Genomic DNA, 13,953 nt, shown 5'->3' on the forward strand with positions numbered 1-13,953 from the left:
CTGATTGTTTAATTATATTAAACTTTTTGTTGCGTGAAAAGCGGGAATTGTGTTATATTTTGTTTAATAAAATTAAACTTTTAAATTTAATTAAATACGGAGGGGTTTTTTTGATGGGTGAAGCGGCAAAATATAAAAAGGCGACCTATCATTTGTGGACTTTTACAGCCAGTAAAATGATTGCAATGCTAGGGTCGCATGTATTGTCTTTTGGTATTAGTTTGTATATTTTAGCGATGACGGGTTCTGCCACCAGCTTTGCCACAAATATGATTTGTTCCATATTACCTAGAGCACTTGTTGCGCCATTAGCAGGGTATGTCGCAGATAATTATTCAAAGAAACGAACAATATTATTGGCGCAAGCTGGGACGATTTTAACAATGGCAAGTTTATTGTTATATACAGAAACAGTTGGAATGTCAGTGAATGCAATTTATGTGACCACTGTATTCTATACGCTTTGTTCAGCATTTTCGAGCGTAACCTTTACTTCAGCAATTGCAACACTTGTTAATCCAGAACGTTTACAGCGTGCAATGTCATTTAATCAAATGTCGGTGTCTGTAGCGGCTGTTGGGGGACCTGTTATCGGTGGGATGATGTATGGCTTTTTCTCTATGGAAGTATTTTTAATTGTTCATATGGTAGCGTATGCGATAGCCTTTTGCTTAGAGGCCACGATGAATTTTAATTTGTATAGTACGCGAGGAGACACTGCTAAAACGGAAAAGATATGGCAAGGACTTGTTGGAGGCTTTAGCTATATTAAACAACATAAGGTCATTAAAGTTGTGATGTGGCTATCGTTGTGGATTAATTTATTTTTCTCTGCTATTGTCGTTGGTGGAACGTATATTATCATTGAATTACTAAAGGTTGAATCTACCCATTTTGGTTTTATCGAAGCAGCGGGTGCAGGTGGCATGTTAGTGGCTTCCATCTATTTTGCATCACGTGCCGAAATAAAAGTGCCACTTCGTTTTTCTAAAATAAGTTTATTGTTGCTTTCGAGTAGCTTAAGTTTTGCGATTATCCCATTAGTGACTGATCTTTCATATGCAATGATTGTTATCTTTTATATAGGGTTGTATTTTATATTTGCTATTTTTGAAATGGGTGTAAATATGCCTCTAGGTGTGTTTATGCAAAAGCTTATTTCCGAGGAATACCGTGGACGTGTATTTGGATTAATGGAAACAATGGCGATGTCCATGATGCCAATCGGTATGCTTGTCTATGGAGTACTATACGATTCTCTTCCAGCAACCGGTATATTGCTGGTGACAAGTGCAATTATAGTGGTATTGACCCTTGTATTACTGCGCACGTCAGTCTTAAAGGAAGCGCATCCAACTTTTTACGATGACAAAGCGCTAGCAAAGAATAACAAACTAATACCAAATAGGTAGTATTCTATTAGTGGTGATTGCATTAGTTTTAGTGGCGAGTACCACAATCGTATCGATTCAATATAAAGCAAAGCAGGCATGCAGCGCATCTAGCATGCCTGTTTCGATCATTATTGATCTTCGATAACAATATAAGTTGCTTTAATCGGACCGTGGACACCAACGACAGGAATCATTTCAATATCTGCGGAATTACTTGGACCCGTAATAAAGTTAATGCAAGAAGCGATATGTTCCCCATTTTGAACTTTTTGGCTCATCCATCGAGCCGCTTGGGTGATGCGTGGAACGATTGTACTTTTTGGCATCAAAATTATCGACTTTTCAGGTAAAAAGCTTACCGTTCGCCCTCTATATTTATCGCTAAATAGGACGGCTGTTCCGGATTCCGCTAAAGTCATCTCACTAATTGTAATCCCGATATTTGCTTTTTCTGCTTGTCGGATATTTTCCGCTGGCTGCGTTTCATCCCATATATACAGTTGGATTTCAGCTTGTGGCCATTGTGTCTGCATTAATGGTAATAAGCCATAGCTTTCAAAGCGTTCGTCTTGCCATGTAATGACAGAGCGTCCACCGTAATGATCTACGACTTTTTGTAAAGCCGTTGCAAGATTTTCTGTAGTAGTAACTATTAGATTAGTATTAATATTTTTACATTGCTTCGCTAAGACAGCAACGAGTTCATCTTTCGTAGCATCTTTTAACACACGGTCTTGAGGTTGGTATTGCCAAACTGGTTTTGTTAGTTGTGTTTTTGGTGCTCGTCCAAGTTGCTTGGCAATATTCGATAAAAATGAATCTCTATTTACAATGCTTCCTGCCATTATTCAGAACCTCCTTTTGTACGGCTGTTAAACCAGCTTCGGAAATTTTCTTTATTCGGAGCTGGGAAATCTCTTGCTTCTGTCCACGCTTTTAATGGCCCTGGACCGTTTGAAATTTTATTATCCTTTGTAAATGGAGACATGGCTGGTGATGCCATTTTCGTTGCCATTTTGTATAAAGTAGGGGAGGAAGCACCTAAACCAAACGCCTTCATAAGAAGCTTTTCAGACACCGGGGCTCTCCCTTCATTTTCAACGATGACCTGACGATGGCGATGAATCAGTTGATGCAATGGGATTTTGACAGGACATGCATCTGTGCAAGCACCGCATAAAGTAGAGGCATATGGTAATTCCTTGAAATCATCATAACCACCTAACAATGGTGACAACACAACACCGACAGGACCTGAGTAAATCGAACCGTACGTATGTCCACCAACATGACGGTATACAGGGCAGGCGTTAACACAAGCTGCACAGCGAATGCATTGCAAAATTGGTTGGAATTCCCCTCCTAAAATAGCTGAACGGCCATTATCGACAATAACTAAGTGGAATTCATCTGGCCCATCCGTATCGCCTTCATCTTTTACACCAGTTAACGTCGTAATATAGCTTGTTAGCTTTTGCCCAACAGCACTTCTCGTTAATAAACTAACGAGGACTTCCATTTCTTCGAACGTGGGCACAATTCGTTCCATGCCCATCACAGTAATTTGTGTTTTAGGTAAGGCGGTTACTAAATCAGCATTTCCTTCATTTGTAACGAGTGTGATGGAGCCACTTTCTGCGATAGCGAAGTTACAGCCAGTAATGCCAATATCTGCTGTTAAGTACTCATTTCGTAGTTTTTCACGAACATAAAGGGCTAGTTCTTCTGGTTTTTCTGTTTGCTCATAGCCTTGTTTTTCTTTAAATATATCGCGAATTTGCTCTTTATTTTTATGCAATGCTGGTACGACGATATGCGATGGGGGTTCATGATCTCCAACTTGCAAAATATATTCGCCAAGGTCTGTTTCAATCACTTCACAGCCCAGTTGTTCGAGCGCGGGATTTAAATTGATTTCTTCTGTTACCATGGATTTAGATTTGACGATTTTTTTCGCTTGTTTTTTTTCGGCGATTTGTTGAATATAGCTAGTAGCTTCTTCGGCTGTTTTAGCAAAATATACATGTCCACCACGATTTGCTACATTTTCACTCAGTTGATATAAGTAATAATCTAAATTGGCGAGAACATGCTGACGAATTTCCTCACCATGTGAACGCCATTCTTCCCAGTGCCCAAGCTCATCTGCTTGTTGTAATCGGCGCGTTTGAAAGCGTTCTTGTGCACTGGATACCGCACCTCGCATAAAGGTATTTTCTAGCTCTTTCGATACTCGCTTGTTAAACCTATCATCGCTTGTTTTCATTGCCATTCGATTATCCTCCTCTAAAAGCCACTTATCGGCAGTTTAGTACTTCCGCAATATGCATCACTTTAATGGGTTTGCCTTGTCGCTCAATACGCCCCCCGATATTGATTAAGCAGCCCGCATCCGCACCGATTAAAATATCTGCTTCCGTTTCTTCCACGTTTTGTACTTTTTCATTGACCATTTCTCCAGAAATATTCCCCATTTTTACTGAAAATGTGCCGCCAAAACCACAACAGCGGTCTTTTCCTGGGAGTTCTACATATTGTAAACCTTTAACATTTCCTAATAATTTCATTGGTGCTTCTTTCACACCGAGCAATCTAGTCATATGGCAAGAGGTGTGGAATGTCGCTTTACCTTCTAAATGTGCACCTACATCTTCAATCTGTAGAATGTCTACAATAAATTCCGTGAATTCATATGTTTTAGCAGCTAACGCCTGTGCTTTCGCTTCCCATATAGGGTCCCCTTTAAATACTTCAGGATATTCTTTAAACATATAAGCACAAGAGCCAGAAGGGGAGACGACGTACTGTGCATGTTCAAAAGCAGTTATCATTTTTTTCATCGCATTTTTCGAATCCTGTACATAACCACTATTATAAGCAGGCTGTCCACAGCAAATTTGATTTTCTGGAAAGTCGATGTCACAACCTAGTCTTTCTAAAACTTCGACAACTGCTTTTCCTACCTCACCTTGAAACATATCGACTAAACAAGTCGCAAACAATGTTACTTTCATGCTTTTCGCTCCTTTTGTATGGATTTGCAATTTCAATTGATTAATCAACTGGTCATCAGATGATTTGGTGGACAGTTAGATTGTTTTTATCATACTACAACCTATAAGATGGGTGGAAGTGCTATTTGCAAATTTTCAAAAAATAGGGGAGGGACAAAAAAGAAAAGTGCTAGATTGTGTTTAATCAATCTAACACTTTTTGCGATAACATCAGCTCTGGCAATTTATGAATTTTATTCCTTTGTAGATTCGGTTGTGTCGAAATAGTGCATTAAAACTTCCTCTACATTGCTTAAATGAGAAGACATGGCATGCTTTGCTAGCTCTTCGTTTTGTTGTTTAATGGCAAGAAAAATTTGCATATGTTCATCATATAATTTTTCGCTTGTCGTTTTTTTAGAATACAACCAAATACGACGCGTTTCTTTCATTGTTTCAATCATTAAACCGGATACTTGGTCTAAAATTGTTGCCAGTAGGGGGTTTTGAGAGGCAGCAGAGATTGCCGCGTGAAATTGAAAGTCCGCTTTTTCGCCAAGCTCTCCATCACCCTGTGCTAGTTTCATGTCATCTAAAATACGCAACATTGTTTGTATATCTTCATCTGTCCGATGAATGGCAGCACTGGCAGCGGCACCCACTTCAATAATTTTGCGTACTTTTAATAGATGGGAGACATCTTTTTTATTTGTTAATGTGAGTGTTGAAAGTGGGAAGTCAAGTTGTTTGGATGGAGTGCTCTTAACAAAAGTGCCGGAACCTTGTTTAATTTCGATTAAGCCCATTGCTTTTAGTGCAGATAAGGCTTCTCTTATGGCAGACCTACTTACTTGTAATTGTTCAGCAAGTTGTTCGACAGAGTCAAGACGATCTCCTGGTTTCAGGTCGCCAGCTCGAATTTTTTCATAGAGCATTTCTGATACTTCCTCATATATTTTTTTCGGTTTAATTTTCTTTAATTCCAAGGAGCTACACCTCATTCATCTCAATCAATTGCTCTATATAAGTATATTATACATGAAGAATGCTAATTTACTCACTGTTTCTCATGAATACTTTTCTTGGGCGTTTAGTATTAAAATATTGTACGGTTTTGCTAGTAATTGCTACTTAAAGTAGCTAAAATGGAAATTTTATTTTAAAAATATATTGAATTTTTAAAATTTAGTTCATATAATTTTAACATATAGTCATCAGATGACCTAATCTATTTAAGTTTGGAGGGCGTAAACCAGCTTAGCAAAAAAGTGTTGAATGTTTAGTTACAAGATAACTTCAATTGACGTTTTTACAAGTTTGACAAAACGAAGATAGTAGCATTGGAGGAGCAAGAGGCTCGTGATGGTCGTGTCTTACTTCTATTAGACTGCAACTGAAAACATCAACAATCTGTTAATGCCGTATTGTCATGATTGGGGAGAACTTTTTATTTTGGGGGTATGCAATTTGACATTTACACAAAATTTTACTGCTGTGGGGGATAGTTTGACGTGGTCGGCAATCGTCGCTGTTATACCAATACTTTATTTTTTCTGGGCGTTAGCCATAAAAAAAATGAAAGGCTATATGGCAGGTTTAACAACTCTGCTTGTCTCTTTATTATTGGCTGCCATTGCATTTAAAGTGCCGCTAGGGACAGCGGTAATGTCCGCCACACAAGGGGCTGTGTATGGTCTACTACCAATCGGTTGGATTATTATTACATCGGTTTTTTTATACAATATCACGGTTAAAACAGGGAATTTTAATATTATCCGTTATTCTGTCTTATCGATAACCGAAGACCGCCGTATTCAAGCGTTACTCGTCGCGTTTTCATTTGGTGCATTTTTAGAAGGAGCCGCTGGTTTTGGCGCACCGGTTGCTATTTCAGCAGCATTATTAGTAGGTCTTGGTTTTAATCCGTTATATGCTGCAGGTCTTTGTTTAATTGCAAATACAGCCCCAGTTGCATTTGGTGCCATCGGTGTACCAATTACGGCTATGGAAGGACCAACGGGTATCGCCGCATTTGAAATTTCAAAAATGGTTGGACGTCAATTACCGTTTTTAGCAGTCTTTATTCCATTCTTCTTAATTTTTATTATGACTGGTTTTAAAAAAGCTTGGGAAGTGATGCCAGCCATTTTAGTATCTGGTATTTCATTTGCTGTCACACAATTTTTAAGTTCGAATTTTCTCGGTCCTGAATTACCGGATGTTTTATCTGCTCTAGTATCACTTTTTGCACTTGCCGTTTTCATGAAGTTTTGGCAGCCGAAAACGATTTATCGTTTTGCTTCCGAACAAGAGATTACAGCTGATACAATGTCTAAAAAAGAGTCGTACAGCGGAGGAACAATCATAAAGTCTTGGTCACCATTTATTATATTGACGGCTTTTATTTCTTGCTGGGGGATTCCTGTAGTCAAAAGTGCTTTAACGGGAAATTATGACGGTACAAATGTTATTTTAAAAGGGATAAATTTAGTGGGGCAAGCGATGACATTTACGGCTGAAGTACCGCTTTTACATAATCAAGTAGTGAGTGGCGCAACGGGGGAAGCAATTGCAGCTTTCTATAAGGTAGAACTTCTAGGTGCGGCAGGTACAGCTATTTTATTATCTGCCATCGTTTCTAAATTTATTTTTAACGTTTCATGGCACAATTGGGGAACAACATTTTTTGAAACATTAAATGAAATTAAGTACCCGCTTATTACGATTTGTAGTGTCGTTGCCTATGCCTATGTGACAAATACAGCAGGTATGATGACAACGCTTGCTTTAGTTTTAGCGAAGACGGGTGTATTATTCCCATTCTTCTCACCTGTGCTAGGTTGGCTCGGTGTATTTATTACAGGATCGGATACATCTTCAAATGTCTTGTTTGCCAAGCTCCAGCAAGTGACGGCTGATTCTGTTGGAATGGAACCGGTGCTTGCACTTGCAGCGAATGCATCCGGGGGCGTAACGGGTAAAATGATTTCACCACAATCTATTGCAGTCGCCGCCGCAGCAGTTGGACTTGTAGGGAGAGAGTCAGAATTGCTGCGCTTCGCGTTAAAGTATAGTGTGATGTTGCTACTATTTATTTGTATATTAACCTTTTTACAAAGTAATGTTTTATCTTGGATGATTCCATAGCACCGTGAATTTTTTAGTGAAAGGTATTGAGAGTCGCTTTCTCAGTACCTTTTTTCTAATTAGCAAACATAAAGGGGTTTTATTTTAAATTCTTGTATTATTGCAAATTTCGTTGACAGAAAAACGTAGCGGGCGCATAATTCAGAAGTGCCTTTTGCAAAGCAAAAAGATTTCGCAGTTTCTACAACTTTTCGTCAAGAAACGTTCACAAGCATTAAGGGCGCAATTTCCATTGTTTTTTGGTACGATGGAGGCAGTAACTGTAAGGAGAGAATGAAAAATATGGAAACTGATATTAACGTTTTTCTAGCGTTTGGAGCAGGTTTTTTAAGCTTCATTTCACCGTGTACTCTACCACTGTATCCAGCATTTTTATCATACATAACAGGGATGACTTTGGATGAGCTAAAATCTGAACGTGGCATGATGCAAAGGCGTGCTATTTTGCATACGCTATTCTTTTTATTAGGATTTTCAATTATTTTTATTATGATTGGTCTAGGCGCATCATTAGCAAGGGAATTCTTCCTAAACTATCAAACATTATTGCGTCAAGTTGGCGCCATTTTAATCGTTATCTTTGGGTTAATGATTGTAGGGTTACTGCAAATTGATTTTTTAATGAAAGATCGAAAATTCCAATTCAAAAATCGACCATCCGGTTATATTGGCTCCATATTAATCGGTATCGCATTTGCGGCAGGCTGGACACCATGTACAGGTCCAATTCTAATGTCCATTATTACGTTAGCTGGAGCAAATCCTTCTTCAGGGTTTAGCTATATGTTTGCTTATTATTTAGGTTTTGCCATTCCATTCTTTGTGTTATCATTCTTCATTTCACGTATGAATTGGATTCGCAAACACAGTCAAAAAATCGTAAAAGTTGGCGGCTATATTATGATTGCGGTGGGGATATTGTTATTCTTTGATGGTTTAACATATATCACGCGATTATTACAGCCTATTTTCGGTGGATTTATTGGCTTCTAATCTGCTAAACTAAAGGGCATACCATACTTTAACGTGGAGGGAGATGAATACGTGCCTACAGTTTTAGTAGTGGATGATACGCTATTTATGCGTGTTACAATCAGTAATATGTTTACTGAATGGGGTTATGAGGTAGTCGGCAATGCAGTGAATGGTAAAGAAGCTGTAGAGCTGTATCGAGAGTTACAACCAGATCTTGTAACAATGGATGTAACGATGCCCGTTATGACAGGTATTGCGGCTGTAAAAAGGATCATCCCAGAATTTCCAGATGCAAAGATTGTTATGATTACAGCATTAGGACAACAAAAATTAATTGTAGAAGCAATTGAAAGTGGCGCGAAAGATTTTATTACAAAGCCTTTCGAGCCTGAAAAATTAAGAGCTGTAGCAGACCAGTTAATTGGTCAAAGTTGCTAATTTAACATCAGAGGAGGATTCTTTATGTTAAGCAATATCCCTTCTCAATATTATGTTATAGGTTCGACTATAATGGCCATTATAATGGGTAGCTTTGTGATGGTATTACGTATGCGAGCTTCCAAAAAACCTACAAATGAGAAGAAAATTATCATTCCACCTATTGCCATGTCATCAGGTGCGTTAATGTTTTTATTTGCACAATTTCGAGTGCCACCTATGCAGATTTTAGAAGCTGCTGCGGTAGGTGTGGTGTTCTCGACCATTTTAATTGCTACTTCGAAGTTTGAAGTAAAAGGTCACGATATTTATTTAAAACGTTCAAAAGCGTTTGTATTTATTTTAGTTGGGCTGTTAATCTTCCGTATTGTGGCAAAAATGATTTTAAGTAGCTCGATAGATGTCGGGGAGTTAGCAGGTATGTTTTGGATTTTAGCATTTGCGATGCTATTGCCTTGGCGAATTGCAATGCTGATTCAATTTATAAAAATCAAGAAAACGATTCCTTTAAAAAATATGTAAAGAAAAGAAACTACACTAGCATATTTGCTGTTGTAGTTTTTTTAACGTACACAATGATTATTTGTATTCGGGGGATATGTTACAATAAGCGCTTTCTAATCGACATCGTGGTATACTAAGAAGCATGTTGAAAAATGAGGAGTTACTTAGATGAAATATTTTAAACCACAGATGCAGTTGCTCGTAAAAGAAAACCGTGAATTGCATGACCGATTAAAAACGCTAATGGCGGATATGGATTTGCAAAAAAACTATGCATTAAAAGCACTGTATCATGCAGAAGTGGCAGACGGTGGGCGCTATCAACAAGATTACCAAGCGCTTGATCATTTATTTAAATAAAGCATAAAACGCTAAACTAATTAAAGTTCTATATCAAAAAAAGCCGCACGTATTGCAGTGCGGCTTTTTTGCATCCTATTAGTCAAAAAGATGCTCATATGGGGAAACGTCAATTTGCATTTGATCTAATTTTTTACGTAAAAATTTGTGGTCACGTTTAGGCGTAGCTTGAATATAGCCGCGTATAATTAAATCATTGTCTATAGCTGTCGCCTTTTCTTCTAAAGCCAGTTCGCCAATCTTACCTGCAATTTTTTCTTTCGCCACTTGTCTAAATAGCTCAGGTACTGGGCTCACCAACTCATATAGAAATTCCTTCTCAGGTTGTCCCCATAGATGAATCGTTTTATCTAAGTAAAATTCCTGCCAATCTAAATCTGATTTCCCATCCTGCTTTGGTAAAGCCTTTAAAAATTTGCGGAACATGAAAAATCCGCCAATAGCCATTAGCGAAATAAGGACGACTACCCAAAATAAAATAAACCATAAAAACCAACCATCTAACAAATCGTTCACCTCTTTGTCTTCTCTCACTCTATTATAAAAGCTTAAACAAAAAAATTCATCCTTATTGTGCCTCTTTTTACAATTAGTCAGTGTATTGAACAAAAATCAACAATAAAGCGAATGAATGAATGAATATTTAGATAAGTAAAAGCATCGAAAAACCAAAAAAATTTTAGAGTAAAAAGAAGATAGGTATGATGGAAAAGACATTTTTAAAATCTAACAAATGAAGTACTTACTAGTATTTTGCGCCATTAATAGCATATCTGAACCTTATTTCTATGAAAAAAACACCTCACGTTGAGCTGTTAAGGTGCAATACCCTTTTTCAACGAAAGGTGTTTTTATTTGTCATACTTTTTAGGTCAGTGCGGAAAAAATATTTACACTTTTAAATTTTGAAAGGAACTTACTGTTTCAGCTTTTGTAATTTCAGGTAATTGATCTGTATAAGTTTTAATTTGTGCGAAACCGCTCCCTAAAAATATTGCCACCATTACAATAGCTAAAATCATTTTTATTTTTTTCATAGAATCACCTCTAAATTATTTTTCCTATATAAATCACAAGCTTTTTTATATTTTTTTATTTTGTAATAACATTCAGCCAAAATATAACTATATTTATTGAATTCCTCATCTTCTCCATTTTCCTTTAAATAATTTAATAGAAGTTCACCAGTTTTTTCCCACTTTTTATCCCCAGAATAAAATTGAAAATATAAATTGAAGATATAATAATACTTATTTTCTGATTTAAAATTGCTGTCATCAATTAGATTTATTCCTTTACATGTCCAATTTATCACTTCACTTTTCATTTTTAGACGTATAAAAAGTTCTATTAAGTCTACCATCGAAAACGTAATATCAAATAGCTCGCTTTTTGATACAATACTTTCCTTATAGCAATTAATGGATTGCTCATAATTTTCTTGTTTTCTGTACAGGGACGCTAAATTATGATAAATAATTCCTGTTTTTTCTACGTAATTATTTTGCAAGCAATAATCTAATGCAATTTGATAAGTGTCAGCAGCTTTTTGATAGCTACTATTATTTTTGTAAATAACACCTAATAAAATATAACAATCAATTAAGTTTTTAATATATAAATTGTGAGAGAAGAAATTAATGGTCTTTTTAATAGATTGTAATGATAATACATATTGTTTATTTTTTGCATAAACAATTGCTTGGATATAATAATAATCTGCAATTTCCCATTCTTCTACGTCCTTAAATAGGGTCATATCTCTCGACATTTTTTCGACTATTTCTATCGCTTTATAAATCTCTGAATGGTGGTAATAAAAAATCACTTCTACTAAATTTAATAAGAAAATACTGTAATCATCCATTTTCTCTTTATCTTTTTGCAATAAATTTAATTGTGTGTATAAATTATGATTTACAGAGTTATGTTGCATGATCGCTAATCTTAAGCAAATTAATGAATATAAATAATAATTAGTCTGGATATAATGTGCTTCATTTTCTTTCAAATTATTAATTATGGCTTGTGTTGTTTCTCTATTTTTGCTTAAAATCGCATCTTTATAATAATTTTTAAGAATCTCCGTATTTTCTATAGTGCTATCTTCATTGGTTATTAAAAGTAAATCCTCTCTACCTAACTTCTTTAGAAGTAAAAGCAAGATTTCTTCGCTTGGAATAACAGTTTCATTTTCAATTTTTGACAGATACGATGGTGTACAAATATCTTTGCATAAATAGATCTGTTTCATACCTATTTTTTTTCTCTCATTATAAATGGCTTTACCAATTCCCATAAAAAACCTTTGTCTATCGCATAGATGCATTTAGCCACATGTTAATTTCTAGTGTGTTTTGTTACTCTTTTTTTCGACCATCACCTCCATACTTACATAAATACTAGATTAACCCTTAATTGAGAAATGCACATGCGACATACACCTTTCTTAATTGTAATGTATAACTGGAAGCTTTATAAACGTAAAAAAATTGAGAAACTTACTTCTCTATTAATTATATATTTTATATTTTTTTCTATAAAATGTCTCAATTTAAATAAATTGAGAGTAATTTTTTTTAGTGTTATCGTTGAATTAAGGGAGGTGGCTACTATGACAAAAACTAAAAAAGTATATGTAAAACCTACTGTAAAATCAGCTACAGGTCCGTCTATGCAATGTAACTAATTTAGGTGAAGGAATGGGGAAACCCATTCCTTTATTCTTCTTAAAAAACAAAAGGAGGTTTGATTCATAAGTGACTAATCAAGTTCTTAATTTCGAGTCAATAATCAATAAAATTAAAAGCCTCAAGTTTCGTGAAGATGCAGGAATTCTTTTTGACAATATTACAGGGACAATTTACCGAATCGATAATGAGATTGGTCTATTAATTGTAAAGTTATTGAGAGACAATCGAACTTTACATCAAGTAGTAGAATATATCGTTGAGGAATATTTAATAGATAAGCAATCATTTGAAGAGGATCTTGAAGAATTTCTATTTAATATAGATAAAGTAAATGAAAATATTTGGGAATGGGATATCGAAAAGAAACATGAAGGTCTACTTGAATTTCCTTTACGTTTAGAAATTGAAGTTACTTCGCTATGTAATTGGAATTGTGGATTTTGTTACAATGTTTGGAAAATAGACCCTGATTTAAGTGACCAAGAAGTAAAACAAAAGATAAAAGCGTTCCCACAAAAGAACTTATCAAAAGAAAGTATCTTTAAGATTTTAGAAGAATGTAGTGAAAACGGTTGCTTCACAGTTCGTTATAGTGGTGGAGAAACTTTATTACATCCGGATATTGAAGAAATATTAGAATATGGCGGCAGATTGGGTTTATATCAAGTAGTATTTACGAACGGGCATTTCCTTAATGCTGAATATGTCCAAAGATTAAAATCTTATAACGTACAAACGGTTTTAATTTCTTTACATGGAGATGAAACAGTTCATAATTTTTTAGCTGGTCATAAAATGGCATATACAAAAGCAATTCAAGCAATTAAACTGCTCAGTGAATCTGAAATAGAAGTTGTGACTGAACTTACTTTAGTTAAAGATAACTTAAGTAAAACGCTAAGTGTAATTAAAGATGCATATAATAATGGCTCTAAAAAATTTAGTGTGATGAGATATGTACCTACAGGGAAAAATGATGAAAAGTATGGGGTACCTATATCTAATATGCTGCCTCTTATGGAGAAGATTGAAGAATTAATGCAAGAACTACCCGATTTGGTTGTAGGGTGGCCCTGCGGTCAAAGAATGTGTACTTCTTTAAATGACAAGCCGATTGATTCTAATGACATTACGATGAAACTCCGTAAAAAACAACTTACTGGACACTGTGAAGCAGGTTTAACTTGGGGAAGTATTTCGTTTACAGGTGAATTAAGACATTGTCCTCACAGTAATGTTTATTTTGGTAATATTACTAATTCAACAATTAAAGAGAATTGGAAAATAATGACTAATAAAGTCGCGGAAGTTCTTACACCTCGCTCTACATGTAATGGCTGTTCATTATTAGATAGTTGTCGTGGAGGTTGTCACTTACCACACTTCTTTAATTCAAATTTATCTAATGCATCATGTAACTAATTTTCTATACTTAATGGAGGGATGCTA

At 35.7% G+C, this 13,953-nt stretch carries 14 protein-coding genes; 7 read left to right on the forward strand and 7 right to left on the reverse strand.

Annotated elements, in window-relative coordinates; genetic code table 11:
* Positions 1-113 precede the first annotated feature (113 nt).
* On the forward strand, positions 114-1,412 hold the full coding sequence (locus MHH88_RS09055; RefSeq protein WP_339263029.1) for an MFS transporter: 1,299 nt from the start codon (positions 114-116) through the stop codon (positions 1,410-1,412).
* Between the two features lie 110 nt (positions 1,413-1,522).
* On the opposite strand, the gene MHH88_RS09060 is transcribed toward MHH88_RS09055, so the two are convergent.
* The 4 genes from MHH88_RS09060 to MHH88_RS09075 all read right to left on the reverse strand — a co-directional run bounded on the left by MHH88_RS09060 (position 1,523) and on the right by MHH88_RS09075 (position 5,373).
* Complete coding sequence (locus MHH88_RS09060) at positions 1,523-2,239, reverse strand: lactate utilization protein C (protein WP_339262535.1); 717 nt, start codon at positions 2,237-2,239, stop codon at positions 1,523-1,525.
* Positions 2,239-3,666 (reverse strand): LutB/LldF family L-lactate oxidation iron-sulfur protein, encoded by a 1,428-nt coding sequence (locus MHH88_RS09065; protein WP_339262537.1) that lies wholly within the window; start codon positions 3,664-3,666, stop codon positions 2,239-2,241. The genes MHH88_RS09060 and MHH88_RS09065 overlap by 1 nt, the downstream gene beginning before the upstream one ends.
* A 25-nt stretch (positions 3,667-3,691) precedes the next feature.
* Positions 3,692-4,408, reverse strand: coding sequence for a (Fe-S)-binding protein (locus tag MHH88_RS09070; RefSeq protein WP_024363538.1), 717 nt, complete (start codon positions 4,406-4,408; stop codon positions 3,692-3,694).
* Positions 4,409-4,641: 233 nt separating this feature from the next.
* Positions 4,642-5,373, reverse strand: a complete 732-nt coding sequence (locus tag MHH88_RS09075; RefSeq protein WP_024363539.1) for a FadR/GntR family transcriptional regulator — start codon at positions 5,371-5,373, stop codon at positions 4,642-4,644.
* Between the two features lie 481 nt (positions 5,374-5,854).
* Between MHH88_RS09075 and MHH88_RS09080 the strand changes: the two genes are divergently transcribed.
* The 5 genes from MHH88_RS09080 (at position 5,855) to MHH88_RS09100 (ending at position 9,811) form a co-directional block, all read left to right on the forward strand.
* The gene (locus MHH88_RS09080; RefSeq protein WP_339262540.1) at positions 5,855-7,534 is read left to right on the forward strand and encodes an L-lactate permease; all 1,680 of its coding nucleotides are present in this window, start codon (positions 5,855-5,857) and stop codon (positions 7,532-7,534) included.
* Between the two features lie 282 nt (positions 7,535-7,816).
* Positions 7,817-8,527: a cytochrome c biogenesis protein CcdA gene (locus MHH88_RS09085; protein ID WP_024363541.1), complete on the forward strand. Its 711-nt coding sequence runs from the start codon at positions 7,817-7,819 to the stop codon at positions 8,525-8,527.
* Positions 8,528-8,578: 51 nt separating this feature from the next.
* Positions 8,579-8,947, forward strand: coding sequence for a response regulator (locus MHH88_RS09090; RefSeq protein WP_339262541.1), 369 nt, complete (start codon positions 8,579-8,581; stop codon positions 8,945-8,947).
* 24 nt (positions 8,948-8,971) lie between these two features.
* On the forward strand, positions 8,972-9,469 hold the full coding sequence (locus tag MHH88_RS09095) for a cytochrome c biogenesis protein CcdC (RefSeq protein WP_103976901.1): 498 nt from the start codon (positions 8,972-8,974) through the stop codon (positions 9,467-9,469).
* A gap of 150 nt (positions 9,470-9,619) precedes the next feature.
* A complete protein-coding gene (locus tag MHH88_RS09100; RefSeq protein ID WP_339262542.1) occupies positions 9,620-9,811 on the forward strand; it encodes a hypothetical protein in 192 nt (63 codons plus the stop codon).
* A gap of 78 nt (positions 9,812-9,889) precedes the next feature.
* Here MHH88_RS09100 and MHH88_RS09105 read toward each other — a convergent pair whose 3' ends face one another.
* The 3 genes from MHH88_RS09105 to MHH88_RS09115 all read right to left on the reverse strand — a co-directional run bounded on the left by MHH88_RS09105 (position 9,890) and on the right by MHH88_RS09115 (position 12,110).
* The gene (locus MHH88_RS09105) at positions 9,890-10,318 is read right to left on the reverse strand and encodes a DUF2621 domain-containing protein (protein ID WP_069511086.1); all 429 of its coding nucleotides are present in this window, start codon (positions 10,316-10,318) and stop codon (positions 9,890-9,892) included.
* A 383-nt stretch (positions 10,319-10,701) separates the two neighbouring features.
* The gene (locus MHH88_RS09110) at positions 10,702-10,848 is read right to left on the reverse strand and encodes a hypothetical protein (RefSeq protein ID WP_176723169.1); all 147 of its coding nucleotides are present in this window, start codon (positions 10,846-10,848) and stop codon (positions 10,702-10,704) included.
* Positions 10,845-12,110 (reverse strand): helix-turn-helix transcriptional regulator, encoded by a 1,266-nt coding sequence (locus MHH88_RS09115; protein ID WP_339262544.1) that lies wholly within the window; start codon positions 12,108-12,110, stop codon positions 10,845-10,847. The genes MHH88_RS09110 and MHH88_RS09115 overlap by 4 nt, the downstream gene beginning before the upstream one ends.
* A gap of 460 nt (positions 12,111-12,570) precedes the next feature.
* Between MHH88_RS09115 and MHH88_RS09120 the strand changes: the two genes are divergently transcribed.
* Positions 12,571-13,926, forward strand: a complete 1,356-nt coding sequence (locus tag MHH88_RS09120) for a PqqD family peptide modification chaperone (RefSeq protein WP_339262546.1) — start codon at positions 12,571-12,573, stop codon at positions 13,924-13,926.
* Positions 13,927-13,953 lie beyond the last annotated feature (27 nt).

Origin of the sequence: Lysinibacillus sp. FSL K6-3209 (assembly GCF_037976175.1) — a bacterium.
In the GTDB taxonomy this organism is placed as follows: domain Bacteria; phylum Bacillota; class Bacilli; order Bacillales_A; family Planococcaceae; genus Lysinibacillus; species Lysinibacillus sphaericus_D.